Genomic DNA, 26,037 nt, shown 5'->3' with positions numbered 1-26,037 from the left:
CGAACTCCCGGGCGCTTCCATGACACGAGTTCGAACCGAACGAACTGCTCACGAGTGTTTCGCGTGCGGTCCAGCGAGGTCCGATGCGTCCGGAACGCCCGCTTGAACGTACCGACAGCGGGAGCAAGACGCGTGGGCTACGCAGTCGACGTTGGTCGAGGGGCGTCCGAGCCGATGCCCCTGTCGAGGATGCCGACGATCGTGGTGACGAGTAGCTGTAGATGGTTAGGCTCGGCACGCAACCTGTCGGCGCGCCAGTGCAGGGCGAGGACTCCGTTCATTGCCGCCCACAGAGCGGTCGAGGTGATCATCGGGTCCAGGTCCGGGTCAATGGTGCCGTCAGCGATCCCGTCGGATAACGCGGCGGCGAGTTTCGCATTCTGTTCCTCGATGAGGTCACCCACCCGTGCTAGCGCGTCCGGCTCAGCGGGCGGGTCGACCAGCAACCGGAACTGATGTGGTCGTTCGGCAGCGAACCGGGTGTAGGCCTCGGCAGCTCGAAAAATCCGGTCTCTGGGTGTGCCCGGGGCGGCGTACGCGGCGTCCATGTACTGGCGGTTCTCCTCCAGCGCTCGCTCGGCTACCGCGATCAACAGCGCGGAGCGCCCACCGAGGCGATTGTAGATCGTCTGCACTGCGACATCGGCGCGTTCGGCTACCGCATCCAAAGTCAGGGCATCGGTTCCCTGGTCGAGCACGAGTTGTTCAGCGGCGTCGACGATCGCTCGATAGGTCGCTGCGGCCCGCCGCGCGGTCCGGGTCATGCCTGCGGCACTCATCCGAATCACTCTACGGCCAGACTAGATCTAAATCCATTGTTGTAATGACTTCCACAATTGGAATTGATACCATGTGGTTTGTGGCGTAGGCCATAGGGGCTGCGAACGAGCAAAAAAGGAGTTGTGGGCATGTGCGAGCGCCTCGAGGTCCGATTCCGCTCCGGAGGTGTCGAGTGCGGCGCGTGGCTGTACCTGCCCGCAGGCGGCCCAGCTCCGATCATCGTGATCGGGCACGGGCTCGGCGGCATCCGGCAGATGCGGCTCGACGCATATGCCGAGCGGTTCCGTCAGGCCGGGTACGCCTGCCTCGTCTTCGACTACAGGCACTTCGGCGCCAGCCAAGGCACACCGCGCCAGCTGATCGACATCCGGCAGCAGCTCGAGGACTGGGCGGCGGCCATCGCATACGCGCGCTCGCTCGATGCCGTCGACGGCCGCCGTGTCGTGCTATGGGGCACCTCCTTCGGCGGCGGACACGTGCTGGTCGCGGCTGCCCGTGACGGCGGTGTCGCCGCGGTGGTGGCCCAATGTCCCTTCACAGACGGCCGCGCCTCGGTGCTGGCGATGTCGCCGCCGACCGCGATACGGGTCACCGCACGGGCGTTGCGTGATGCGATCGGAGCGCGCCTCGGCAAGGAACCTGTCATGGTCACCACCGCCGGACCACCGGGATCAACAGCGCTGATGGCCTCACCGGATTCCGAACCCGGCTATCTCGCGCTGGTACCCGACTCGGCACCATTCGCCAACCAGGTCGCCGCCCGGATCGCGTTGGCGGTTACCTTCCACGTCCCCGGCCGCAGTGCCGCGCGCGTGCGGTGTCCCATCCTGTTCTCCGTCTGCGAACACGACGCGGTCGCGCCGGCGAAAGCCACGCTCCGGCATGCCCGCAAAGCCCCGCATGCCCAGATCGAGCTCTATCCCGCCGGGCATTTCGACATCTACGTCGGCCAATGGTTCGAACGCGTCATCGCCGATCAAATCACTTTCCTCCACGCCCACGTCCCACCGCTAGCCACTGCCGAGGAGTCCGAGCGATGACCCACTATCTACTCATGGCCGCACCGTCGCTCTCACCGGGTCCACCGGCGAACTGGGCAGCGAGTTGGCCCAAGCGCTGCGTGCGCGCGGAGCGAATCTGGCGCTGCTCGACCTCGACGCCGATGCCGTAGGCGCCCAAGCGAATACCTTGGGGACATCGGACGAAGCTCGCGGCTGGCGCGCCGATGTTCGCGACCTGGACAGCTTGGACGCGGCGATGGCCCAGGCCACCGAGCACTTCGGGCGGCTCGACGTCGTCATCGCCAACGCCGGAATCGACACCATGGCTCCCCTGGCCACCCTCGAACCGGCAGCCTTCGAACGTGTCGTCGACATCAACTTCACCGGTGTGTGGCGCACCTTCCGCGCCGGACTGCCTAGCGTGCAGGCCACTCGTGGCTACTCGTTGGCGATCTCCTCGATGGCCGCGTTCGTGCACTCCCCCCTGCAGGCCTCCTACACCGCTACGAAAGCCGGCGTTTGGGCGATGTGCGACAGCATCCGGCTCGAACTGCGCCACCAAGGCGTAGCCGTCGGCAGTGTGCACGCCACATTCTTCCGAACTCCGATGATGGACGATGTCATCGCCGACCCCGCCGGCCGGGTTCTGTGGGGCGGGAACGAGAAGGGCCTGTTCAAGATGGTGCCCAGCGAGACAGTCGTACAGGGCATTGTCCGCGGCATCGAGCGACGCTCCGAACTGATCGTGGTCCCCAAACGCAACACCATCATCGCCAAGGCTCCCGGCCTGTTCCGCCCCGTCCTGGACCGCATCGCCTGGAAAGACACCACCATCGCCCGCGCCACCGAACTGGCCGCGCCGGCCGGCTGGCACGACCACCACGCCATCGCCCGCACACCACAACCACCGACTGAGGAGCGCACGTTGCCCGAACTCTGGTCTCTTGCCGGTAAGACCGTACTCATCACCGGTGCCGCCGGCGGTATCGGCTCCGCCAGCGCCGCGAGGCGCTACACGACCGCGGAGCCAACCTCGTACTCACCGACATCCACCAGGACGGCGTCGACCAGCTAGCCGATCTGGACCACCGTGAATGCCGCCAGGATGGCGAAGGCCGCTGCCGCACACTGCATCCCCCGAAGAGGTGCACGCGACCCGGGGTCCAGGGCCGGCGACGGGAGGAGGTTGACGGGGTGGGCAATACAGTATAATCATAGCTATAAATACGCTGATTGCTACATTGGGAGAGACGATGGGACGCCTTGCCGGCAAGCGAGCATTTATCACGGGAGCCGCACACGGCATCGGCGCCGCAGGCGCCAAGATGTTCGCTCGTGAAGGGGCGACGTTGATGTGCTCAGACATCGCACTCGAGGATCTCCGCGATGTGACGCAAGAGATCAACGGTAGTGGGGGCCGGGCAGAGGCGATCCGTTGCGACGTTGGATCCGAGTCCGACATCGCGGCGGCGCTGGATGCTGCGGTGACCACGATGGGAGGGCTGGACGTCGTGTGGGCTCACGCCGGTGCCACAGGAGAGGGCCGCGCGGCTGATATCACGAACGATGTCTGGGACCGGACGATCGCCCTCAACCTGACGAGCGCCTGGCTGACCGCCAAGTATGCGCTGCCACATCTCATCGCGAATGGAGGGGGTTCGCTGATCTTCACGGCGAGCCTGGCGGGGCTTCGTGGCTCGCCGAACGTGGCCGCCTACGCCGCTGCTAAGGGGGGTGTCATCGCCCTTACGCGGCAGATCGCGATGGATTATGCGTCCGACAATGTGCGCGCGAACGCCGTCCTCCCTGGCAACACCCGGACCCGCATGTTGCAGGAGGGCTACGCGGAGCGGTCGAAGCAGCTCGGCGTGCCGGTCGAGGACCTGCTTGCCCAGACGGTGCAGGGTTATCCGTTGAAGCGACTGGCGGAGCCGGAGGACCAGGCAAACCTGGCCCTTTTTTTCGCCAGCGACGAGTCGAGCTACATGACCGGCCACGCCATCGCGGTCGACGGCGGCAGATTCGCTCAGTTCTGAGGAGGCGCGGAGACGCCTACCGGCCTGTCGTCACTCCTACGCTGGCGCAACGCCAACGCCCGCCATCCCGACGTGCTGGCCGCCCGACGCCGCGAACGCGCCCGCATCCGCAGCGAACGCCAGCAACGCTGGGGCAGACCACGCGCTCACGCCGCTTGACCGGTGTGAGTTCGTGGACACCGCACTAGCGAGCTACCAGGTCGTCATGGACGGGTGGTCCCGCGCGTCTGCTGAGTGCGCGCTTGCGGGCGAAGACCGACCAGATCCGCTGCTGCGCACACAATCGCTGCACCCGGTTCTCCCCGGCGCGGATGCCGCGGTCGCCGAGTTCGTCGGCGATGAAACCGATAGCCGAACGCGGGGTCGTCGTCGTGGATGTCGCGGGCGGCATCGATGAGGTGGGTGTCGTCCCGATCACGTTGGGACACAGGGTTGTGCCATTTGTAGAACGCCTGCGGCGTGAAGCCGAGGGCCCGGCAGGTCACCGCGACGGGGAACCCGTCCGCGGCCAGGTCGAGGACCAGCGGGAACCTCATTTTGAGGGCAGCTCGCGGGCGAAGAACGCCGCCGCGCGCCGCAGGATCTCGTTCTCCTACTCCAGCTGTTTGGTGCGTTTACGCAGCTCCCGCAGCTCCGCGAACTCTTCCCGGGTCAGACCGGGCTTGTTGCCGTCGTCGATGTCGGCCTGTTTGAGCCAGTTGTGCAGGCAGGTCTCGGAGATCCCGACATCCTTGGCGACCTACTTGCTCGAGGCGTTGTCCTTGCGGGCGATCGCTGGGACCGGCCGGCGTTGCGCTGAGGCCATCACCACGATGGCACGTCGCATCCTGATCGGTTGTTTGCTGGTCTTCGTGATCCTCTGCAACCGGCGGCCCTCTTCTGGGGTCACCTCTTGCACAAACACTTCCGGCTTCTGGCCACCGGCATCACCTCCACCGGGAGCATCACCGGTCGCAAGCGCACGATCAACTCGACACCCGGTTACCTCAGCAACCTCCTAGACGAGGCACCAGCCCCGTGTTCTAGAAGTGGTGAGGGCGGGCTGTGCCCGCCCTCACCCGTGTCGTAGCCATTGGTTGATGGCAGCGATGTGCCGGACAGCTCGGTAGCGGACGGCGAGTTTGTCGAACCGTGTTGCCAAGGCATGGTTCTCCTTCAACTCGCCGATCCCGCAGTCAAGCGCGTGACGAGCCTTGTACCGCTCGGCGTCGAACACCGGTGGCCGCCCACCGGCAGAACCCTTCCTCTTCCGATTGGCGGCCTGCTCGTCTTGAACGGGATCGTCACGGTGATCGCTCGCCGGCGCAGATAGGGGCGGTTGGTGCGCGAGCTCTATGCCTTGTCCGCGAGGGCTTCCTCCGGGCGGGTCCGCGGCCGCCCCTTGCCCAGGCGGGGCACCGAAATCGCTTCGAGCACTGCGGTGAATTGGGGGCAGTCCGCCGGCTGCCCGGCCGTCGGCACCAGCGACAGCACCTTGCGGCCCTGCTCGCACGCCAGATGAGTCTTGCTGGTCCACCCACCGCGGGACCGCCCCAGCGCGTGATCGGCAGGCTCGGTATCGACCCCGCCGGGCGGCTCGACCTGCCGGTCACCGTCGTGACGAGCCCCAGCCGCGCGCCGATGCGCCCGCACGATGGTGGAGTCCACACTCACCCGCCAGACGATGCGGCCGGTGGCATCGGTGAACGCCTGCAGCAATCTTCCAGATCAACGCCCACACTCCCGCATGCTGCCAGCGACGGAACAGCCCGTGGATCGTCTGCCAGCAGCCATACCGTGCGGACACGTCCCGCAACGGGGTCCCGCACCGCACTCGCCACCGGATACCATGGATGAGCTGCCGTTTCGTCCATTTCGGCGGGCGTCCCGCCTTCTTACCGCAGGGCAACAGCGGCACCAGGCGCGCCCACTGGGCGTGTCAGGTCCGCTCGCCCCGCTACAGCTACGCTGCTCACGAGGCCTCCGGTATTCGTTCTGCTTGGTCGCTGAACTACTTACCGGAGACCTCACCGTATCCGGCTACCGACGCACCAACGCCGACAACATCATTCAATCAACACACTGGTGTGCGCCGCGCAGCGGCGCACACCAGCCAGTCACTTCCAACCTCGACTTTTCGCCGGGCGTTCGGCCCGGCCTGATCGGTTTCGAATTGGTCTTCGGCCGCTGATCAGCAGCCGGTGGGCGCCACAGGATAGCCCGGTCACCGAGTGACTGCCGGGTTCCACTGGCCCGGATGGGAAGTCCTTTCGATGCTTGTCGGGATGGTTTACGCTGGCCAGCCTGGCTGCAGGCGGTCCAGGACAATCAGTAGCAGACCGGTGCCGTAGCGATGCCGGGATAACCGGAGGTAGACGCAGCGGGCGTGGTGAGCGAGCCGGGCTGGGATCGGGAACAGTTGCAGGCGCAGTGTTTTCGGTTCCCAGCGCCGCGCTGGGTGGTCGTGCAGGCCGATCGTCTGTAACCAGGTGGTCAGGTCGAGAGCGAGCGCGACGACCCCGCGACCCAGATCTGGTTCGCGTCAGAGGATTTGTTCCGCAGCCCGGTGGCTTTCGCGCAGCGGATGCGGTCCTCACTGCGGGCGCGGCGGCGGTGCCGCAGTTCCAGATCGGGCAGCTGCCCGTGGCGGATGTTGGTGACGAACGCGGTCAGCCGCAGGCCGTCGACATCGGTGAACCGCAGCTGAGCGCCGGGGTGCGGGCAGTGTGCTCCTCGAACTGCAATATTCGATCATCAGCAAATCGAACTATCGCAGCTCAGAGCACCTTTCGCCATTCCAGGACACCATCAGCGCAGATCAGCGTGACTGGTCGAGGCTCCAGCACGGGCTAGACCGACAGTCACCAGGGGCACCTAGAGGTCTATCAATGCACTTCTTGTAATCAACTAACTAATATGGCAGGTTGTAGTGATGGGTGACACACAGGGCCGACAGGGTTGTCCGACAGTGAAGGCGGAGTAGGGATGGCAGCGGCAGATGCAGACGTACGACCCGACATCCCCAAGGAGCTTGTCTTCGACTACGACATGTACTGGGATGAGAGGATCGCGACAGATCCACATGAGGGATGGTTGACTCTTCGCGCGAATGCGCCTGACGTGTTCTGGACACCACGAAACGGTGGACATTGGGTTGCCCTTGACTCCGATGCGATTACTGCTATCATGCGCAACCCGTCGACCTTTTCGAACTCGAACGGAATCATTCCACGGCAGGAATCAATGCCCCGATTGATACCGGCGTCACTTGACCCTCCCGAACACCTATTTTATCGGCGCTTGATGATGACCTACTTCGAGCCCCGGTCGATCTCACACCTCCGAGCACAGGCAGAGCGATTGGCGGATGTGCTCATCGACGACGTGTTACCGGATGGCGGATGTGAGTTCATCCGGTCGTTCGCGCGCCAGATGCCCGTCAAGGTGTTCATGCAGTTCGTCGGTTTTCCGCTAGGTCGGTTCGAAGAGTTCGTCGACATGATCGACCACTACTTCGAGAACCGCTCTCCTCAGACTGCCGCGCCCATCCTCGCGGCGATCGATGAGATGATCAAAGATAAGAAGCGTAACGATGCCGGCGACATCTTTTCACGTCTGGTGCGTGAAGACTTCCAGGGCCGCCTACTGAACCATGAGGAACTCCGCTCGATCGGTTTCCTACTGTTCCTGGCGGGCCTGGACACTGTAACCAACGCGATGGCATATGGCGTGCGCCACCTCGCGAGATTTCCTCAACATCAAGACGAGTTGCGTCGCTCGCCCGAATTGATTCCGAATGCGGTCGAGGAACTGTTACGTGCTTACAGCTTTGCCGCTGTCCCCCGGCTGATAACCGAGGATGTGGAACTCAAAGGCGCACCCCTGAAGGCAGGTGAGATGGTACTTCCGTTGCTCCCTATGATCGGACGAGACGCTGAACTGAACGAACGCCCGAATGAGATCGACTTTCACAGAGAGAAGCCGATTCACTTCGCATTTGGGCACGGCGGCCATACTTGCCTGGGCCGTCATCTCGCTAAACTCGAGCTCAATGTAATGTACGAACGCGTATTGGCCCGCATTCCCCGGTTCCAGCTCGATGAGTCAAAGCCGGTCGGCCGAGTTCGCGGCGGCACGGTAACGGAAATTCCGCAAGTCTGGCTCACCTGGTAGTACTAAATACATCGCTACGGCCTGCGAGTTGTAACTCGTCCTGCAAAATTTCCTAACTCTGCCGCCGCCGCGGCGACACCAATAAGATATCTATCCCTAGGATACGAGATGCCCGATCCCAACGATACCCTACCGAACGTCAAGATCCGCATCGGCGACCGACTGCTCACCGAAGGTAGCGGTGGGGTGTACGACCACATAAACCCGGCTACAGGTAAAGTCCAGGCAACGATCCCACTCGCTGGCCAAAAAGAAGTCGACGAAGCTGCAACGGTAGCGCAGGAAGCCTTCGAGGAATGGAGCCGTTGGAAGCCGGCCGATCGGTGCGAGGTGCTGTTCAAGCTCAGTAGCCTGTTGGAGGAGAACGCGTACGAACTCGGCCGACTGACGGCGAGGGACGTCGGATCGGCCATGTCGCTCGCGTCCCGGGGCTGGTCGCAGGCCAAGGCCTGGAACAGCTACTACGCTGGCTGGGCAGATAAAATTGATGGACAGGTGACGAAGTCCTTCAACCGTGATGGCGAATTCAGCTACACCCAGCTCGAGCCATATGGTGTTGTGGGAATCATCAACACATGGAATGGCCCAGTTATCGGGATGGGCATGAAGGTCAGTCCAGCGATTGCGGCCGGCAACACAGTTCTCGTAAAGCCCTCTGAGCTGACTCCGTTCTCGACTCAGCTTTATGGAGATCTCGTTGTTGAGGCCGGCATCCCCCCGGGTGTTGTGAATATTTTGCCTGGCACCGGCGAGGCCGGAGACGCAATTGTCAAAAACCGACTTGTGAAGAAAGTTAGTTTCACCGGCGGACCAACGGTTGCCCGCAAAATTTTGGAAGCTTGCGCTCGTCTCATCAAACCGGCTGTTCTCGAACTCGGCGGAAAGTCCGCGAATATCGTCTTCCCGGACGCAAATCTAGATGTAGTGTGCCCTTGGTCGGTTCAATTCAGTATCGGACTCTTGAGTGGTCAGGGATGCTCTCTACCGACTCGAATGTTGGTTCATGAGAAGGTCTACGACGAGGTCGTCGAGCGCGTTGTGAACGAAGCACAGAAGCTCGTACAGGGAGACCCTTTCGATCCCGCAGTCACCATGGGCCCGGTCGTCAACCAAGCGGCGGTGGACAGAATCCTCGGGATCATCGAGACCGCGAGGAAAGAAGGTTCCGGGCGATTGCTCACCGGCGGCAAGCGACTCGGCGGAGAGTTCGCCGACGGCTATTACATTGAACCGACCGTATTTGCCGATGTGGACCCCGCCAGTTCGCTTGCGCAAGAAGAGATTTTCGGGCCGGTCCTTGCTATAACAAAGTTCTCCTCGGAAGACGAAGCAGTATCGATAGCGAACAGTACCGAATACGGACTCGCTGCTTGGCTGCAAACCGCAGATGCGAGTCGTGTTCACCGTGTCGCTGAACGTCTCTACGCAGGTTCGGTGTGGGCAAACGGCGCCGCACCGATCCAACCGAACACTCCCTTCGGCGGCGTCGGCCTCAGCGGCTACGGCAAGGAAGGCGGACGCGCTGGCCTCGATGAGTTTGTCCGCGCCAAGACCATCGCGCTCGGCACGTTCGCATAGGTCATTTATTGCCACCACTATCAACAGGAGACCGAATGCACGACGAAATCCTCCCAATCGTTCCGGATGGAATGCTTACGGATAAGGTCCTGATTATTACCGGAGCCAGCCAAGGAATCGGGGAGGTTGCAGCCTTCGGCTTTGCACGTGCTGGAGCACGTGTGGTGCTCGCCGCTCGCCGCGGTGAAATTATCGAGGGGCATGCTCGCAAGATTCGCGATAACGGTGGCAGCGCATTGGCTGTAGCCACGGATGTTGCAGATGAAGAAGCCGTGAAAAACATGGTTGATGCGGCAGAAAAAGAGTTCGGTCGCGTCGACGGCATCTTCAATAACGCCGGCCTGGAACAAGCGGCCCGGGTGCCTTTCGATGCACTTGAAATCGATGAGCTGCAAAAGCTGTGGGATGTGAAGATCAAGGGAATGTTTTTCGGCACCAAACACGTAGCCAATGCTATCCGAAAGCACGGCAATGGTGGGGCTGTTGTCAATAATGGGACATTGGTCGCGAACCGGGCGCCGAGCGTGTATCCCGGTGCGACGATATCGCAGGGAGCTGTGCCGGCACTGACTCGGTCGGCGGCGGTCAACTATGGTGCCGAGAACATCAGGGTAAACTGCATCGAAACCGGGCTCGTCGTCACTCGTGAAAAAACGGTTCGATATGGTGGCGAGAACGACAGAATTCGTGATCAAAACCCGATGCAACGTGGTGGTCACGCCGAAGAGATTGCTCAGGTAGCCGCCTTTCTGCTGTCTGACTATTCCACATTCGTCAATGGCGCCAGCATTCCGGTGGACGGCGGATCATCCGCCGGTTACGTTTTCAAAGTTTGACGAGGATATAATCATGAACCCGCAGCATAAGCGATTCGAAGTCGGCGACCTTTCGATCATTCCGATTAATGACGGTACCCTTATCACGCCGACACCGCCTCAGGTTCAAGGCGAAGACCTTCCCGACTTCGAGGTCCACAAATCTTACATCCCCGGAGACGGTCTATTCTATTCCGATCTCGGCGCATTTCTTGTTCGATCTGGCGATCAGCTCGTTTTGCTCGACGCGGGCCTGGGGCCTGCGGTAGGGCACGATGGAACGTACTGCGGAGCAAGCCAGCCAGAGGAGCTGCTGCGTGAGTACGACCAGCAATGGCGCAACTTCGGACGCGATGAAGAGTTCGTAAGAATGAGGCGCGCCAACCTGCCTCGGACAATCGTGAAGCACGGAAATCTGGAACGCAATCTTCGAGCGGCAGGCGTGACCCCAGAGGAGATAACCGACGTCGTCCTTTCGCACCTGCATTGTGATCACATGGGCTGGTGCACAAAAGACGGCGCTTCCTTCTTCCCGAATGCTGACATTTGGGTCCACGCTCACGATGTCGACCACTTCTTGGGTGACAGAGAGCTGAACGAAATTGGAATGAAGGTCCAATTCGGCGTCGAGGGAACCAAGCATCGCATGAAAGCCGCGTTGGAGCAACTGAAATTGTGGGAAAATGACACGAACGTGGCTCCAGGAATTGACGTACGACATATGCCGGGGCACACTCCGGGCAGCAGCATAGCTGTTATTTCTTCTGCAGGACAACGAGCAATGATGCTGGGCGACGTAATTCACTGCCCACTCGAAATGACAGATGATCAATTCAGCATGATGGCTGACGTTGATCCCGCTTTGGCACACGAAACCAAACTGCATCTGCTGAGAGAACTGGAAGACAGCGACATTCATGTTGCTTCGACCCACTTCCCCGGCATGCGTTTCGGTAGATTGCTGAGTAGTGAACTGCCGAACAAGCGGAAATTCATTTTCAGTTAGGGCTGTAGCTGCCCGGCCTGCAGACGTGGTCCGAGATTTTTAGAAGTGCTCCAGAGAGCGCAGTTATGGCTGGTGGGAAAGATGAAGATCGCCGTAGAAATCGACTGGCAACGACGTAGATTTGATGTAAATCGCTCTCGAATCGAGCTAGTCGATAAACTGGGCTATGACGTCGTATTTACGGCAGAGGCAAACGGATCGGATGCGCTTACGCCGCTCGGATATATCCTGGCCGCGACTAAGCGGATCGGAATAGGTACTCGCATTGTCCAGAATACGGCACGCACGGCTCCGGCGACGGCATCAGCCTTCCAGACCCTCCGGCATATGGCAGGTCCCGACAGGGAAATAATTGCGGGCCTAGGCAGCTCGAACAAGGTGCGCACCGAAGCGTGGCACGGTACCGAGTGGACGTCGCCCTATTGGCGTATGCGTGACTATGTCGCAATCATGCGAAAAGTGTTCGCTGGGGAGCCCGTCGAGCATCATGGACGGGTCCTAAACATTCCCTATGTCGATGCAGACGACAGTTCCAAAGCATCGACTTTACGTTCGATGTTGGAACCCGATGCACCGATAAAAATCATGTTCGGCGGTGGCACGGATTTGATGATGCGAAACGCAGCGGAGATTGCAGACGGCCTTCTCCCGAATGGGAGCTGGTCGCCCGGGATGATGGAGACCCTGCGCCCCATTTTGGAAGCAGGATTCGCCAAAAGAGCAGTGCCAGTGAAGCTCGAAGAGTTCCCGATCTGGGCGCATGTCGATATCCTTTTGAGTGAGGATGTCAAGGCCGATATGCGGCAGTTCAAGGTATATACTGCCACATGGGTTGGAAGTCATCCAGGAAAAGGCGGTCTCCATCAGCAGTTGGTGCAACGCGGTTATCGCGAAGCCGCGGACCGGATACGCGAGCTTTGGCAAGCAGGGCATCGCGACGATGCCGTGGATGCCGTGCCTGACGAATATATAGACGAGAACTGGCTTATTGGCCCGCTACCCCGCATTATCGAACGCTGGAAAAAGCACTGGATAGATGATGGTTGCAACCTCATCGTCCGTACCGATAATTGGCCCGGAGCCAAGCCGGCAGGTAACGATCTTTATGAGCCGCTGATCCGCGCCATGGGGTAGCGAATAGACCTTCCGGCATCGAGGCACGAAGGCTCATTCCAGCTTTGTTTCGGTGTTCAGGACCTGAAAAGCAGGAGATAACATTGGTTACGAGAACAGCCTTCATTACGGGTGTTGCGCGTGGGCAGGGGCGCGCGCATGCTATCGAGCTCGCCCGGCGCGGCTATGCAATCATCGGTGTGGATATCTGTGCCGATATGCCGTCGATGGACTATCCGAACGCGAGCCCAGAAGATCTGCAGGAGACAGCCCGCGCCGTGAAGGCGGTGGGCGGCGAAATTCTCGTCGCCGAGGCCGATGTGCGAGATCAAGAGGCGCTGTGCCGCGCGTGCGAGGAAGGTATGGCAAAGTTTGGGCGTATTGACGTCCTCATCGCAAATGCTGGAATCGCCAGGCTTTCGCCAGGGGGCGACCGGAGCGCAGTCTGGAGGGACATAATCGACGTAAATCTAACTGGAGTTTGGAACACTATCGAAGTGGTGTTGCCAGCAATCAGGGCAGGCAATCGTGGTGGGTCGGTTGTAATCACGAGCTCCTCCTCCGGTATCAAAGGCACCGGGACCGACAAGGCTGGAGCACAGGCCTATACCGCAGCCAAGCGTGGCCTGGTCGGACTCATGCAGAATCTCGCCAACGAATACGCGCCAGAGAGAATTCGCGTGAATACGATTCACCCTACAGGCGTCGCTTCGGGCATGACCATGAATGATGCAATGAAGGCCTTGCATGAGGCTGCGGCACGGGGCGAGAAGACTACTATCGGCACTATGCAGAACGCGCTTCCCATCGATATTCTCCAGCCTGAGGATATCGCGAAGGCAGTAGCCTGGCTGGTATCGGACGAGGCGTATTATATAACGGGCGCCGCTCTTCCGCTTGATGCTGGTTTCTCGGTTCGATAGAGCAGGAGATCAAGTGCGGGAGAATTTTGGCGCCGATCAGGCGACCCTTATGCTTGCCATCGCCACGCCCTGATATTGAGCGCGGGCCTGGCGATGGACCGCCGACTGGGATCTCATCTCGGTGTATTCAGAAAGTAGGTCAGGCGCGCCGGTTCGGGTGCCTGATCATATACATCCTCGTCGTTACACATTTGCGCGCGTTGGCCGAGTACGGCCGGAGTAGTCCATACGGATCAGCGCCACTAGTTGGCTGTCCAGCCCACATTGAGAGAAAGGACGGGCATGGGAATCAAGGGGATCAACCGCATCGTGGTGGGCGTTCCAGACATCGACCAAGCGATTGCGCACTACGAGAAGCTTCTGGGTGCCACCTTTGAACGTGTCCCCGATGAGTTCTGCAAGGGGTTCGGGTCCCGCGTGGCCATCTCCTGGGACGCCGGGATCGAGCTTGTCGCTCCGTTACAAGGGCCGGCGAGCGACACGATTGGACTTCTGCCCAAGCGGATGGGATTCATGGGAATCATCTTCGATGTCGATGATGTGGAGGATGCCGCTCGCACCGCCGAGGCCGCGGGCGCTCGGGTCGTGCGCGAGCTTCGCTTGTCCAGCGAACAAATGAACGCGGTGTTCGGCCAGTCGATGACCACCTTCGAGGAGGTGGCGCTCGACACTGGAGACACCGGGATCCCGATTGTGCTCGGGGAGATCCGGCGACAACCGGTGCCTGAGGACTGATAGGGCATCGTCGATGACGAATGTGGAGACTACGCCCGTCGCGGCCGGAGCTTGGTGTGCCCGTGGAGGTCGTCGCCCGATCCGGGGCCGGCTACCCGTTGGGCAGGTTGGGCCGAGCTGCGGACCAGGCCAACTTGGCACTCGACCTCACGACTGACGAGTCGGAGTTGGATGACGGGGCACGCCATCACCGTCGACGGTGACAGGCTCGTCAAGTTCTGAGAGCGCCACCCGCACCATCGCCCAGTGTGGGCACCTTACTGATTACTGATTGGAGACACACCATGTCTGAGAAGCTTGTGCGTGCACTCGGCGGCGACCGCCTGCCGTTGCATCAGAAGAACGCGCGTGTCACTGACGTGATGGACCTGAGTGGCGTGGTGGTGGCAGTCACCGCCGGCGCCGGGCCCATCCTGGGGAGAGCGATCGTGGACCGGATGGCGGGCCTGGGTGCTTCCGTCGCCGTCGTCGACGTCGACGAAGCAGCGGCACAAGAGGTGGCCGACAAGGTGGCTTCGCGGTGGGACGTGCCTGCCACGGCGATCGGTGCGGATGCCACCGATCCCGCCTCCGTCTCGGAAGCGGTCGCGGCGATCACGGAGCGTCTCGGTCCGGTCGATGTCTGGGTGAACAACCTCGGGCTCACGCTGGGGGATCGCTTTTTCTGGGAGAGGTCGATCGAGGAGATCGACCGGGTGGTGGCGCTGAACTACTCCGCCACCATGTACTGCGCTCACGCGGTGCTGCCCCAGATGCTCGAGCGCAACCGCGGGCGGATCATCAACATCGCGAGCGAAGGTGGGAAGAGCTGGATCCGGGGGCTAACCGTCTACAACAGCGCGAAATCAGCCGTCATCGGTTTCACCCGCAATCTCGCCCACGAGCTGAAGGGAACAGGCGTTTCGACAGTGGCCGTGTGCCCGGGGATCATGCTGACCGACGCGGTGCTCGAGCGAATGCGGGACCTGCCAGAGGACGCCGCCGGGACGATCCCTCAGGCCTTGTCGCGATTGTCAGCGAACCGCGGATCCCTCCCCGAGGAGGTCGCCAATATGGTGGCCTTCCTCGCCACGGAGGCGGGCGCCTACGTCGAGGGCACGGCGGTAAGCGTTGGGGGCGGGATGACGGACTGGTGAGACGACTGCTTCCGGAACCGGAAAGTTCTCGCCATCCCATACCTGTGGCGGCTATTCACTCCCGGTGGAAAGTATGGTCGGCGCGCTTGGTTGAAAGACCTGCGCTCCAGCGGCGAAGGGCCCGCCCACAGCGGATAGCCGGATAAGCTCCATCAGTGCCGAAACGTTCGGGCATCCGGTCCCGGGCACATCGGGTCGGCCGAGCTGATGTGCCCGGGCGGGTCGGCCGAGCTGATCGATGGCGCGTCGACGACGTCATGAACGTCTCCGGGCACCGCATCTCCACCTCCGAAGGCGAATCGGCTCTCGTCAACCACCACGGCGTCGCCGAAGCCCCAGTAGTCGGCGCAGCCAACGGGGTTGGGGCAAATGCACGATTAGCGGGCTGTCTCGTTAGAGGAGACCCAAACATCCGAGAAGTCGGTGCACAACGCCGAAGGCATCGCTTCGCCGCCGGGGCCAGCCGATCACCAGCGGTGGCGAACGCTCGAAAAGGCTTGATATCCGCCTGTTTCAGCGTATCACGGCCGATCGTAAAGGCCGTCGATCCGTGCGCGGGCCAATGCCTGACCAGCCTCGAGGACAGCCTTCGGCTTCGCCGAGGCCACCGGTTTGCCTGCCACTGTGGAGATTGGTTCGGCGAGTGCGAACAGCTGGAACGCATAGCGGTGCGGGCCATGACCTTTGATCGGCGCCGGCCCCTGATAGCCGCGCCCCTGGCTCGACCGCAAGATCTGCACGCCCGCGGCGGGCGCGCTCGAATCGAGTGCGTTGCACGGTAGCTCGGTCACTGCGGGGTCCAGCAGCGCCGCCGCGTGCACCAGCGGGCTTCGCAGCGGTACGTCGGGATCTTCGACCACGAGCAGCAACTGCGCGGTCCCGGCCGGTGGCAGCGCCCAGGCCAGCGCCGGCGAAAGATTCTGCCCGCCGAGTCTCTTCACCACATGCCGAACAGGAAGCGTGGTTTCGTGGTCGAAATCGGGACTTGTGAGGTCGAAGGTGGCCGCAGCGGCCAGATTCGATCGGTGCCAAGCCAGGGTCTGTTCACCGGCGCGCCGGTTGACAAGCAGTTTGCCGATCAGAGACATCGCACTCCTTCGTTGTCGGTCGAGGCAGCATCACCCGCGATGACAGTGCCGTCGGGCAACTTGCGGCCCGCCGGGGGTGTGCTACTCAGGGCAGGGCAAGGTATTTGACTTCGAGATATTCTTCGATACCTTCGGTACCGGCCTCGCGGCCGAGACCCGACTCCTTGATACCGCCGAAAGGCGCGGCGACATCGGATATCACGCCACGATTGATTCCCACCATGCCCGACTCGAGTGCCGCACCAACGCGAAGCGCCCGTTCCAGATCACGGGTGTAAATATAAGCGGCCAAGCCGAATTCGGTGTTGTTGGCGGCGGCGATACCCGCGGCTTCGCCGTCGAACCCGGTGATCGCGGCGACCGGCCCGAACACCTCCTCCCGCAGAATACGCGCGTCGGCCGGAACATCGGATAGGACCGTGGGGGGATAGAAGTAGCCCGAACCGGGCTCGCTCGCCCCGCCGGTATGCACCACCGCGCCCCGCTCGACGGCATCGCGTACCAGGGCATCGACCGAGGCCCGCTGCTTTTCACTGATCAGGGGGCCGACTTCCACGCCATTGTGGTGGCCGGGGCCCATCCTCATCGCCCGCATCCGCTCGGTGAGTTTCGCGGTGAATTCTGCGCGGACGGCATCGTCCACGTGGAAACGATTTGCGGCGGTGCATGCCTCACCGTTGTTGCGCATCTTGGCTGCCATCGCCCCGTCGACCGCGGCATCGAGGTCGGCGTCGGCGAACACCACGAAGGGAGCATTGCCGCCGAGTTCCATCGAGGTGCGCAGAACACGCTGAGATGCCTTCTCGAGCAGAGCCTTTCCCACACCGGTCGAGCCGGTGAAGGTGAGCTTGCGCAAACGGGTGTCGGCGATCAGCGGTCCGGTGAGTCCGGCGGCATCAGTGGTCGGCAGGATCGATACCACTCCGGGCGGAACTCCGGCGTCGACCAGGACCCGGCCGAGCAGCAGCATGGTCAGCGGAGTCTCGGCCGCAGGCTTCACCAGAACGGTGCAGCCGGCGGCGAGGGCAGGCGCGATCTTACGGGTGCCCATGGCCAGCGGGAAATTCCAAGGCGTGATGGCCAGCGTCGGACCGACAGGCTCTCTGGTCACCAAAATCCGGCCCTTACCCGATGGAGACGGCAGGTAGCGCCCATTGATCCGGACCGCTTCCTCGGCGAACCAGCGCAGGAACTCCGCACCGTAATCGACCTCACCGTAGCTCTCAGCCAGTGGCTTACCCATTTCGAGAGTCATCAGCAGAGCGAAGTCGTCGCGGCGACCGACGACCAGTTCCCAAGCGCGCCGCAATATTTCGGCACGCTCGCGAGCCGGGGTGGCGGCCCACTGGGGCTGTGCCTTCACCGCCGCGTCCAGCGCGCGGGCACCATCGGCGGGGCCGGCCGCGGCGACCTCGGTCAGGACCTGACCATCGGCCGGATCGAACACCGGAAATGTGCGTCCGTCGACGGCCGGTACCTGTTCACCACCGACCCACAGCCCGGTCGGAACCGATGCGATGACTGTGTCCCTGTCGGGCATATCTTCCTCTCCTAGTCGGATGATCACCGGATGGACGGTGTTGTGGTGCACGGCCGGCGGGGCAGCGGCGGAGGACTCAAATAATTCCGTTGCGGACCAGGGTGTTCGCCGCTTCGAGCTTGGTGATCTCCTCGGTGGTGAGTTCGAGTTCGAGACCGGCGACGGCGTCCTCGATATGGCGTTCCTTCGTGGCACCCACAATCGGCGCCGCCACCGGGGATTTATTCGCCACCCAGGACACCGCGACCTGCGCCATCGGCACCCCGCGAGCCTCGGCAACCTCCTGCACAGCGGTCACGACCCGCTTGTGCGATTCCTCGTCACGGGTATACAGCTGTGGCGCCAGTGTGTCGCTGGCCTCACGCCCGGACCCTTCCGAGCCCCACGGCCGGGTGAGCCGTCCGCGCGCGAGCGGGCTCCAAGGCAGAATTCCCATTCCCGTGGCTTCGGCATAAGGCGCGACCTCGCGTTCCAGCTCCCGCGCCAGCAAATTGTAATGCAGCTGATTCGACACGAACTTCGTCCACCCGTGCCGTTCCGCCGCGTTCTGCATGAGCGCGAGCTGCCACACCAGCACATTGCATGCGCCGATATAGCGGGCTTTGCCGGCCTTGACCACATCGTGCAGCGCTTCCATCGTCTCTTCGATCGGTGTATTCGGATCGAAAGCATGGATCTGATACAGATCGACGTAGTCGGTCCCGAGACGGCGCAGCGAGGCGTCGATCTCGTGCATGATGGCGACCCGGCTCAGTCCGGATCCGTTGCGAGACGGGCGCTGATGCGCGTAGACCTTCGTCGCGATCTGGAACTCTTCGCGCGGACCCAACTCTCTGGTCAGCGTGCCCAGGATTTCCTCACTTGTGCCGCTGGAATATGAGTTGGAGGTGTCGAAGGTCGTGATACCTGCCTCGTAGGCGCGGCGGACGAACGGACGGGCCTCATCGAGACCGATGGTCCACGACGGATAGCCCTGCTCGGGGTCACCGTAGGTCATCATGCCCAGGATGAGACCGCTCATCTCCAGGCCGCTCTTGCCCAATCGGACAGTCTTCACGTGCCGATTCCTTTCATGTGCGTTCAGTTCGTGTGGATTCGGTTGCTCGGGATCGGCTGCCACTGCCGGGCGCCCTGTTTGTCACGGATGATGCGGCCGCCCTGGGTCCCCGGGAAGTGTGCGCCAAGACCGATAGCTCCGGTACGTTCCATCTCCTGCGCGAGCCGGTCGCGGGCCCTGGCCGCCGCGGCGCGATCTTCGTCCAGGCGGTCGGTCCACCCATCCTCGACCAGGAGTACGGGGTGATGCGCGGTGTCCCCCAGCAGCAATACTCGTGCTTCGCCGGTCTCGATCTCGACGAGGCAGTTGCCCGGCGTATGACCGGCGAACAGCCGCAGCGCGACCGAATCCGCGATCTCCGTTCGCTCCCCCTCGGCTAAGTCGAGAAGGTCGGAAACGGCACGGATGGTAGCGGTCACCGCGGCCGTGGCAGGGTTGCTGCCGGGATCAGCACGCATCCAGTCGTAATCAGCGCGGTGGCAGTGGTGCCGGGCGTGAGTGAAGATCGGTTCACCCGCAGGAGCGACCCAGCCGACGTGGTCCAAGTGCAGGTGGGTGAGCACGACATCGGTGATCTGCTCGGGTGTGACGCCCAGATCGGCGAGCGAGTCGAACAGCTTTCCGCGCGTTTCGACGATATCGATGTTCGGTCCCAGTCCCGCGTCGACCAGGATCGTCCGGTCTCCCGAACGCAGCAGGAAACCGCCCATCGGCATGATCCAGCCCGCACCGTCGAACCACGGCGGCGCGGTCTGCCAATCTTGGCCCGCGCTGGGCGGCGGGTCGAAGAATTCGCCCGGCGGTATGGGATGCTGAGCATCGAGTACGGGATCGATGCTGGTAACTACCACAAGGTCCTCCTCGGCGTTATGCGGCGTACTGCGGATGCAGTGAGATCATTACGAACGAGGCCGCGAGGGCGGTCTCGATATGGGTCAGTTCCATCAGGTGCTCGGCCGTCTTCCAGAACAGGTCCAGCACACCGCGTTCGGGCACCAGCGCTCCGACAGGGCCCAGGCCCCGTCGGGCGCTGGCGCCGCGCGAACCACTCCCCATCCGCGGAACCCATGGCAGATGTCCGCTGTCCGGCGCGCCGGTGTGCATGGGCGCGGCACCCCCAACCGAATTTGCAGATCTGCACCGAATCGGGATCGTCGAACTGCGCTGCCGTGCCGTTGATCGAGTCGCCAGGTAATCCTGGCCGAGGCGCAGTGCGTCCGGGCCTGGTGTTGCTGGTGATAGCCAGCCCGGAACGCACTCCTCGTTGATGTCTCATCGGATCAACGACGCGGCTTCGCGCGCGCCCTGTGCGGTGATTGCGGACACCGGCTACGTCGTGACGGGAGAGTCGAACTCCTCAGCCGCCAGCGCAAGCACGATCTGCGACAGCTCCATGACGTGCTCCGCGGTCTTCCAGTAGTAGTCGAGCAGCCCAGGTGCCGGTGTCGCGTAGGCCGAGGGCGCCCACGCTCCATCGCTTTCTTGCCGCCGAACGAACCACTCGCCCATCCGCGTAACCCAGGGTCGCAGCTCCGGTGCGGACGTGGCCGCGTAGGTCGCCGCGGCACCCCAGCCGAACTTGCAGATTTGAACGGTGGAGGGATCGTCGAATTGCAGGTCGCCACCGGCGGTGGTGATGGCGAGATACTTGTGCGCGCTCTCCAGCGCGCGAGCGTCTCCGCTTTGCTGGTGATAGCCGGCCAGGAAGGCAGCGGCAATGCCGGGCAAAAAATACGCTTGATGTCGACGGCCGAAGTCGAGAACCCGGCTGAAAGCCTCCTGACCGGCGAACTCGGTAACGAGCATCCCATGTCTGCGACTGCTGTAATAACGGCTCGGAAGCTCCGGCTGCTCCGCGTAGTTCTGGATCAGCCACTCAGCCACACCGTCGGCCACCTCGCGGTGGCCCGTCATCAGCGCTGATATTCCGAGCTGCGATGTCTTCAAGGTGTCCTGGATCGGATCCGCAGCGAAATCGCGCAGTTCGTAGACGCCGCCAGTGCGTTCGTCGGTGAACTTTGCCATCGCTTCCATGACTCGGTTCGCTGTGTCGAACCGACCGGTAAGCCATGCGGCGATCGCGATGGGCGATAGGTGATAGACGGGGCTATGGCCCGTCGGTGCGTCGAAAGGGCCGGGCCGCAAATCGCCATCGTCCGTCAATGCTGTCCGCTCGATCCAACCGAGCATCCGGGCCGCGGCCTCCGGCGCTCCACCGACCACCAGGGCCCACGGCGCGCGCCACCAGCTGTTACCGCGGTCGGCGCCGGCTGGCGTGCCGTCGTCTCCGATGCGGTCGATCAGCCACTGGACACCGCGATCGCGCGCGGCAACGAACCGCGCGAAGTCCTCGGCGGAGCAGGTCACCGGCCAGTGTTGAGCAGGTACCAGCTCGGAGTCAGTTGTTGCCATCAGACGGCCTTCTGCTTGTTCGACACCGCATGGACGCCACTTTCGACGAGCTCGTCCAGGATCGGCGTGATGGCCGCATTGAAGCGCACCGGATCATCCGACATCGCGAAGTGACTGAGCCCGGGCAGCACAGCGAACCGGGCGCCGGGGATATTGTCCGGGATCTCCTGAGGCCCTCCGGGCACCCCGTTCATCGGATCGAACTCCCCCACCACGGCAAAGAGTGGCGTTGTCGCGGTATCGATCAGATGACCGTCGACCCGGAGATCGTGTTCCTGGGAATAGTAGAGATTGTCACCTCGGTAGACGCCCGGGCCATTGCTCGAGTAGATCCATTGATTTTCGCGGCGGTACGCCTCGGGCGCGATCGGCGACGTCAACTCGTACATCAGCGAGGCATAGTATTCCCGCGGAATGCGGTGGTCACCGAAAGGACTGTTGTCGAGGAACGCCAGCGAGTCGTTGTGGAACGTGCCGTTCATCGCCACCGCACCGCCGAAGTGCTCACCGTGATGGGCCAGCAGATCCGCCGCGAGTTGCCCACCGACGGAAAGACCCATGATCAGCGGGCGGTCCAGTTCGAGGGCGATCTTCAAGGCGACGACCCACTTCATGATCAACTCGCGCCCCGGCTCGTACGACTCCTCCCACCAGCGAGGGCCGACGACTGGAGGCAGTGAACGACCATGGTAGGGCAAATCGAAGGCGATCATCCGGTACTTCTTCTGCAGCACTGGATCGGCCAGGAAGTTGCGCCACTGCCGCGAATCCGCGCCCGCGGTGTGCTGCAGCAGCAGCGGCACTCCCTGCCCAGCCTCCTCGTAGTACACCCGGTACTGCGACCCGTCGACATCGAGCCGGACGTACCGGCCCACCGCCACATCCGAGTCTGCGAACGGCTCCGCCACCAAAGGCTCCTCGGGCGGCAACGTACCGTACATTCCGCGCAGCACCTTGATCAAGCGACGGATCGCACGAGCGTAGGGCCCCAGTTGCGTGATCAGATCGGCCTCGAGCCGCGCCATCTCCCCGCCCGCCGTCATCGCCATCAGTGCTTCGGGGTCCCCGGCAAGGAGCTTCTCCCACCCCTCCTCGGTGCATACCAGCCGCACTTCGGGCTCCACCGCTGTCGCCGGCGCTACCTCGACGATCGTGCCGTCGGCCAGGGTCACGTCGTCAGCGCGCTCCCCCCGCTCGAGCCGGATAACCGCAGTCCAGCCGCGCGCAAGGTAGCCGAATTCGCGATCGCCAGCCAGCGCCGCCCGCGCTTTGTCATGATCGAAAGTATTCATCTCATTGTCTCCATGTTCGAAACGATGTGTTGTCTTACGCGGCATCAACCCGGATATCCGAGGGCAGGACGAGGTGGAGGTCGTCGAATCGCTCCCCCACGGGGTAGACACCGCCGAAAAGCTCCGCCCCCTCAGCCATGAGCCGCAAATCGACTCCTCGCAAGCAGTTCCGGCCCATCTCCCTCGGCGCGTCGGCGACCTGGACGAGGGAGAAGTGGGCCAGCGGAATCCGGCTCGCGGAGGCGCTCGTCTCAGGCGCCGCCACCGTCACAATCGCTGATCGGTCGCCCAACACGATGACGGGGTCGGCAATCCGAACGAAGAGCATCCCGTGGTGCCCGGAGAATCGAACGTCGCCGAGGAAGCAGATGGCTCGGCCTTCCGGAAACTCCTGGACGTCGGCGAATTCGTAGCGGAATCGTCCACCACTACCTTTGGGTGCCGGTGCCGCACCGTCCGTAGCCGAGCAGCGTCCGTCGGCCATCGAGGCGATGTATGTCAGAAACCGCGTGTGAATAGTCCAGTCGAGGCCGAAGTCGGAAATTGCACCTTCGCCCTGAGGCTCGCCGGGGCCGGATTGTGACCCGGTCACACCGCCACCTCCGCGATGTCGGCCTCGATGTCGCGCTGTAGCGTCTTCAGCGAAACCGTAGTGTCGCCGGCTCGCTCGGCGTCGATCGTGCGCCCATGGTTCAATGCGCCGCGAGCGGCCATGAAGTCGGCCGGGCGGTTGACGCATTCCGCTGCCACCAGTCGTTTCCCGCGGAAGTAGAGCGCGCAGAACGCGCCGTCCACCACCGAGCCCCGTACGACGACGCTGTCGTGGCCGTCGGTGAGCCCGGCTACCTGGAGTTTCAGGTCGTATTGGTCCGACCAGAACCACGGGACGGCTCGATAGCTCGCCTGCGTGCCCGCCAGTGTCGCCGCGGCGACCTTGGCCTGCTCGATGGCTGTGCTGACCGACTCGAAGCGCCGGTACGGGCCATCCTCCGCGCTCATGGGCACCCGACAGCGAACGCAGTCGCCCGCCGCCACGGTGAACCCATCCGACGTAACGCAATGCTCATCGACCATGATGCCGTCGGCCACCTCGAGCCCGAGTTGTGTGGCGAGCTCGGTGCGCGGCGTCGCACCGACCCCGACGATGACCAGGCCGGTTCGGACGACGCTGCCGTCGTCGAGAACGACGGCACGCACCGCGCCCGAACCGTCGTCCAGAAAGGACTCCGGCCGGGTCGACAGCCGCACCTCCACACCGCGCTCGCGGTGTGCGCGGAGGAAGAACTCACTCGGCACCGTCCCGACGGCGCGGGCCATCAGCCGGTCGTCCGCGAGCACCACAGTGACCCGTTTACCCATTTGCGCCGCCGTGGCGGCGACCTCCAGGCCGATGAATCCGCCGCCCACCACCACCACGTCGGCAGCGGTCTCGAGCCGCGCCCGTAGCGCGACGGCATCGGCGAGGTCACGCAGGCGCACGACACCGGAGAGTTCACTGCCTGGGATGGGCAGCGCACGTGCCCGGGCGCCGACGGTCAGGGCCAGCCTCTCGAACGCGTATTCCCCACCGTCACCGGTCCACGCCACGCCGGACCCGTCGGCCCCGGTCTCGACGCGGACGATTCGACTACCCAGCGCCAGCCTGATATCGCGATCCTCGTAGTACGTGGGGCTACGGAGGACGAGCGATTCCGGCGAGATCCCCTCTCGGAGGGCCCGCTTCGACAGCGGTGGACGCTGATAGGGCGGGTACGGTTCGGCTCCGACGAGTGTGACCGGCCCACCGTGTCCGAACTCGCGTAGGCTGCTCGCCAGCTGTACCCCTGCCTGCGAAGCGCCGACGACGAGGACGCCCGCCCGCACCGCCGCGCTCATTGCTGGAATTCCGGCGTGGTGACGCGAATCTCGTGCAGCTCGTCGCTCGCCGTGATCTGGCAGGAGAGACGTGAACACTCCTCGCGGTCCTGCGCGGTGCCGTCGAGCATCTCATTCTCGAGATCGCTCATCACGGGCAGGCGGTCGAAGTCGCGAGCGTCGACAATGACGTGGCATGTCGCGCAGGACAGTACACCGCCGCACTCCCCGACAATGCCGGGCACTCCGTTCCGAATCGCCCCCTCCATGACAGTCTCGCCTGGTTCGAGCGCGATTTGGACGGTGTTCCCATCATGCGAGGTATAAGTCGCCTTCGTCATCGCAATACCTCCTCACCACTGGTGACCGCCCGCCTCCCGCGGGGGGTGAAATCGGCCCGCAGATTGAGGAATCCATTCACGCCACCCTGAGCCGGATGCTGCCGCAGGCTGTCGTGGTCGATGCGGAGGTCCGCCAGCTCACCGCAGATAACCCGCACCATTTCGGACACCTCGACCTTCGCGAGGGGGGCGCCGAGGCATCGATGGTGACCCGTGCTGAAGGACACGTGATCTTTGGCGTTGGCGCGCTCCGGATCGAAGTTGTCCGGATTTTCGAATTGTTTCGGATCTCGGTTCGCGGCGGCCAGCCACATGAAGACCGATTCGCCTGCGGCGATCTTCTGGCCCATGAACTCCACGTCACGCACCGCAGTCCGGGCCATCCCGGCCGGAGGCGGGCAGAGCCGCAGCGTCTCTTCGATCAGATTCGCGCGGAAAGCGTCGTCGGTGACAACCCGATCACGGTGCTCGGGATGCCGGTCGATCAGGAGTAGCGCACTGACCGTGGTGGCCGCAGCGGTGTCGAAACCAGCGAAGACGAGGGCGTTCATCATGCTTTCACCCTCGTCCAGGGTCAGCTCGTGACCTTGAACTTTCCCGGTCGCCAATGCCGAAATCAGGTCGCCGTTCGGTTGGGCACGACGCTGGGTCAGCATGTCGCGAAACTGCTGACGCAGGCGGATCAATTGCTCCGCCGGGAAGTCCTCATGGTCTGGTGGGAGCAGGAACCCGTGCGCGACGGCCGCGACGTCCTTCCAGTCATCGGGGCCGTACCCGGTGACGAAGAGCGCCGTGCGGGCCGCCGTCGGGATGACGATGTCGTCGACCAGGTCGCACTGACCGCTCTCGATCACCGCATCGACAGCTTGGCGCAGATGTTCGGCGAGCACTGGCCGCCACTGGCGGAGCGCCTTGGGCGTGAAGAAGGGCGCCTCGAGCCGTCGGCGCTCGGTGTGGAGCGGCGGATCCGACTCGCCCAGATCCAAGCGATACTGGTTCTGCGGGATCATCTGTCCTCGGCCGCCGTTACCCTGGCCTTCCAGGTCGTTGTACGACGTGAATGATTCCCAGTCCTCGCCGATTCGACGGACTCCCTCCCAGGAACCCACCACCCAGAAGCCTCCGTGGTGTTCGCTCCAGGCTATGGGGCTTCCTGTCGCGTGAAGATCAGCGGCCAT

At 63.0% G+C, this 26,037-nt stretch carries 26 protein-coding genes and 2 pseudogenes; 12 read left to right on the top strand and 16 right to left on the bottom strand.

Annotated features, from left to right (window positions below; translation table 11 throughout):
- Positions 1-137: 137 nt before the first annotated feature.
- Positions 138-764 carry a TetR/AcrR family transcriptional regulator gene (locus ACGF7Y_RS32005; RefSeq protein WP_393240454.1) on the bottom strand — a complete coding sequence of 209 codons (627 nt, stop codon included), beginning with the start codon at positions 762-764 and terminating at the stop codon, positions 138-140.
- Positions 765-908: 144 nt separating this feature from the next.
- Here ACGF7Y_RS32005 and ACGF7Y_RS32000 point away from each other — a divergent pair, with 144 nt between their 5' ends.
- The 3 genes from ACGF7Y_RS32000 to ACGF7Y_RS31990 all read left to right on the top strand — a co-directional run bounded on the left by ACGF7Y_RS32000 (position 909) and on the right by ACGF7Y_RS31990 (position 3,817).
- Positions 909-1,820 carry an alpha/beta fold hydrolase gene (locus ACGF7Y_RS32000; protein WP_195140720.1) on the top strand — a complete coding sequence of 304 codons (912 nt, stop codon included), beginning with the start codon at positions 909-911 and terminating at the stop codon, positions 1,818-1,820.
- A gap of 64 nt (positions 1,821-1,884) precedes the next feature.
- Positions 1,885-2,856: an SDR family NAD(P)-dependent oxidoreductase gene (locus ACGF7Y_RS31995; protein ID WP_393240397.1), complete on the top strand. Its 972-nt coding sequence runs from the start codon at positions 1,885-1,887 to the stop codon at positions 2,854-2,856.
- Between the two features lie 178 nt (positions 2,857-3,034).
- Positions 3,035-3,817: an SDR family NAD(P)-dependent oxidoreductase gene (locus ACGF7Y_RS31990; RefSeq protein WP_195065937.1), complete on the top strand. Its 783-nt coding sequence runs from the start codon at positions 3,035-3,037 to the stop codon at positions 3,815-3,817.
- A 187-nt stretch (positions 3,818-4,004) separates the two neighbouring features.
- Here the strand turns inward: ACGF7Y_RS31990 and ACGF7Y_RS31985 are convergent.
- The 3 genes and pseudogenes from ACGF7Y_RS31985 to ACGF7Y_RS31975 all read right to left on the bottom strand — a co-directional run.
- Positions 4,005-4,622: pseudogene (locus ACGF7Y_RS31985) on the bottom strand (IS3 family transposase); the annotation flags it as partial.
- A 527-nt stretch (positions 4,623-5,149) separates the two neighbouring features.
- A complete protein-coding gene (locus ACGF7Y_RS31980; protein ID WP_228819981.1) occupies positions 5,150-5,470 on the bottom strand; it encodes a hypothetical protein in 321 nt (106 codons plus the stop codon).
- Positions 5,406-5,714 carry a transposase gene (locus ACGF7Y_RS31975; protein ID WP_324195990.1) on the bottom strand — a complete coding sequence of 103 codons (309 nt, stop codon included), beginning with the start codon at positions 5,712-5,714 and terminating at the stop codon, positions 5,406-5,408. Before ACGF7Y_RS31975 ends, ACGF7Y_RS31980 begins: the two co-directional genes overlap by 65 nt.
- An 81-nt stretch (positions 5,715-5,795) precedes the next feature.
- Here ACGF7Y_RS31975 and ACGF7Y_RS31970 point away from each other — a divergent pair, with 81 nt between their 5' ends.
- On the top strand, positions 5,796-5,987 hold the full coding sequence (locus ACGF7Y_RS31970; RefSeq protein WP_393240394.1) for a hypothetical protein: 192 nt from the start codon (positions 5,796-5,798) through the stop codon (positions 5,985-5,987).
- Positions 5,988-6,086: 99 nt separating this feature from the next.
- Here ACGF7Y_RS31970 and ACGF7Y_RS31965 read toward each other — a convergent pair.
- Positions 6,087-6,517: pseudogene (locus ACGF7Y_RS31965) on the bottom strand (transposase); the annotation flags it as partial.
- Positions 6,518-6,781: 264 nt separating this feature from the next.
- Between ACGF7Y_RS31965 and ACGF7Y_RS31960 the strand changes: the two are divergent.
- From ACGF7Y_RS31960 to ACGF7Y_RS31925, 8 genes are all read left to right on the top strand, one after another.
- Positions 6,782-7,969, top strand: coding sequence for a cytochrome P450 (locus tag ACGF7Y_RS31960; protein WP_195065934.1), 1,188 nt, complete (start codon positions 6,782-6,784; stop codon positions 7,967-7,969).
- Positions 7,970-8,077: 108 nt separating this feature from the next.
- Positions 8,078-9,547, top strand: coding sequence for an aldehyde dehydrogenase family protein (locus ACGF7Y_RS31955; RefSeq protein ID WP_393240391.1), 1,470 nt, complete (start codon positions 8,078-8,080; stop codon positions 9,545-9,547).
- Between the two features lie 35 nt (positions 9,548-9,582).
- Positions 9,583-10,383: an SDR family NAD(P)-dependent oxidoreductase gene (locus ACGF7Y_RS31950; protein WP_195065932.1), complete on the top strand. Its 801-nt coding sequence runs from the start codon at positions 9,583-9,585 to the stop codon at positions 10,381-10,383.
- A gap of 13 nt (positions 10,384-10,396) precedes the next feature.
- Positions 10,397-11,368: an MBL fold metallo-hydrolase gene (locus ACGF7Y_RS31945; RefSeq protein ID WP_195065931.1), complete on the top strand. Its 972-nt coding sequence runs from the start codon at positions 10,397-10,399 to the stop codon at positions 11,366-11,368.
- An 81-nt stretch (positions 11,369-11,449) separates the two neighbouring features.
- On the top strand, positions 11,450-12,502 hold the full coding sequence (locus ACGF7Y_RS31940) for an LLM class flavin-dependent oxidoreductase (protein WP_195065930.1): 1,053 nt from the start codon (positions 11,450-11,452) through the stop codon (positions 12,500-12,502).
- An 83-nt stretch (positions 12,503-12,585) separates the two neighbouring features.
- Positions 12,586-13,404 carry a mycofactocin-coupled SDR family oxidoreductase gene (locus ACGF7Y_RS31935; RefSeq protein ID WP_228819980.1) on the top strand — a complete coding sequence of 273 codons (819 nt, stop codon included), beginning with the start codon at positions 12,586-12,588 and terminating at the stop codon, positions 13,402-13,404.
- 282 nt (positions 13,405-13,686) lie between these two features.
- Positions 13,687-14,139, top strand: coding sequence for a VOC family protein (locus tag ACGF7Y_RS31930; RefSeq protein WP_195065929.1), 453 nt, complete (start codon positions 13,687-13,689; stop codon positions 14,137-14,139).
- 284 nt (positions 14,140-14,423) lie between these two features.
- Positions 14,424-15,275 carry an SDR family NAD(P)-dependent oxidoreductase gene (locus ACGF7Y_RS31925; protein WP_195065928.1) on the top strand — a complete coding sequence of 284 codons (852 nt, stop codon included), beginning with the start codon at positions 14,424-14,426 and terminating at the stop codon, positions 15,273-15,275.
- A 521-nt stretch (positions 15,276-15,796) separates the two neighbouring features.
- Here ACGF7Y_RS31925 and ACGF7Y_RS31920 read toward each other — a convergent pair.
- The 11 genes from ACGF7Y_RS31920 to ACGF7Y_RS31870 all read right to left on the bottom strand — a co-directional run bounded on the left by ACGF7Y_RS31920 (position 15,797) and on the right by ACGF7Y_RS31870 (position 25,869).
- Positions 15,797-16,363 carry a YbhB/YbcL family Raf kinase inhibitor-like protein gene (locus tag ACGF7Y_RS31920; RefSeq protein ID WP_195065927.1) on the bottom strand — a complete coding sequence of 189 codons (567 nt, stop codon included), beginning with the start codon at positions 16,361-16,363 and terminating at the stop codon, positions 15,797-15,799.
- A gap of 85 nt (positions 16,364-16,448) precedes the next feature.
- Positions 16,449-17,903 (bottom strand): NAD-dependent succinate-semialdehyde dehydrogenase, encoded by a 1,455-nt coding sequence (locus ACGF7Y_RS31915; protein ID WP_195065926.1) that lies wholly within the window; start codon positions 17,901-17,903, stop codon positions 16,449-16,451.
- 76 nt (positions 17,904-17,979) lie between these two features.
- The gene (locus ACGF7Y_RS31910) at positions 17,980-18,960 is read right to left on the bottom strand and encodes an aldo/keto reductase (protein ID WP_195065925.1); all 981 of its coding nucleotides are present in this window, start codon (positions 18,958-18,960) and stop codon (positions 17,980-17,982) included.
- Positions 18,961-18,983: 23 nt separating this feature from the next.
- Positions 18,984-19,811, bottom strand: a complete 828-nt coding sequence (locus ACGF7Y_RS31905) for an MBL fold metallo-hydrolase (protein ID WP_195065924.1) — start codon at positions 19,809-19,811, stop codon at positions 18,984-18,986.
- A gap of 16 nt (positions 19,812-19,827) precedes the next feature.
- Positions 19,828-19,956 carry a hypothetical protein gene (locus tag ACGF7Y_RS31900; protein ID WP_267469273.1) on the bottom strand — a complete coding sequence of 43 codons (129 nt, stop codon included), beginning with the start codon at positions 19,954-19,956 and terminating at the stop codon, positions 19,828-19,830.
- A gap of 333 nt (positions 19,957-20,289) precedes the next feature.
- A complete protein-coding gene (locus ACGF7Y_RS31895) occupies positions 20,290-21,372 on the bottom strand; it encodes a hypothetical protein (RefSeq protein ID WP_195065923.1) in 1,083 nt (360 codons plus the stop codon).
- The gene (locus ACGF7Y_RS31890) at positions 21,372-22,664 is read right to left on the bottom strand and encodes an alpha/beta fold hydrolase (protein WP_393240383.1); all 1,293 of its coding nucleotides are present in this window, start codon (positions 22,662-22,664) and stop codon (positions 21,372-21,374) included. The genes ACGF7Y_RS31895 and ACGF7Y_RS31890 overlap by 1 nt, the downstream gene beginning before the upstream one ends.
- A gap of 34 nt (positions 22,665-22,698) precedes the next feature.
- On the bottom strand, positions 22,699-23,256 hold the full coding sequence (locus ACGF7Y_RS31885; protein WP_195065921.1) for an HtaA domain-containing protein: 558 nt from the start codon (positions 23,254-23,256) through the stop codon (positions 22,699-22,701).
- Entirely contained in the window at positions 23,253-24,539 is a 1,287-nt protein-coding gene (locus ACGF7Y_RS31880; protein WP_195065920.1) for an NAD(P)/FAD-dependent oxidoreductase, read from the bottom strand. Before ACGF7Y_RS31880 ends, ACGF7Y_RS31885 begins: the two co-directional genes overlap by 4 nt.
- The gene (locus ACGF7Y_RS31875) at positions 24,536-24,859 is read right to left on the bottom strand and encodes a 2Fe-2S iron-sulfur cluster-binding protein (protein ID WP_195065919.1); all 324 of its coding nucleotides are present in this window, start codon (positions 24,857-24,859) and stop codon (positions 24,536-24,538) included. The genes ACGF7Y_RS31880 and ACGF7Y_RS31875 overlap by 4 nt, the downstream gene beginning before the upstream one ends.
- On the bottom strand, positions 24,856-25,869 hold the full coding sequence (locus tag ACGF7Y_RS31870; protein ID WP_393240380.1) for a cytochrome P450: 1,014 nt from the start codon (positions 25,867-25,869) through the stop codon (positions 24,856-24,858). The genes ACGF7Y_RS31875 and ACGF7Y_RS31870 overlap by 4 nt, the downstream gene beginning before the upstream one ends.
- Between the last annotated feature and the right edge of the window lie 168 nt (positions 25,870-26,037).

The organism is Nocardia sp. NPDC047654, assembly GCF_043205035.1.
Classification (GTDB): Bacteria; Actinomycetota; Actinomycetes; order Mycobacteriales; family Mycobacteriaceae; genus Nocardia.
Note: the sequence above shows the minus strand (reverse complement) of the source record. Positions and strands in the feature narration are given on the sequence as shown.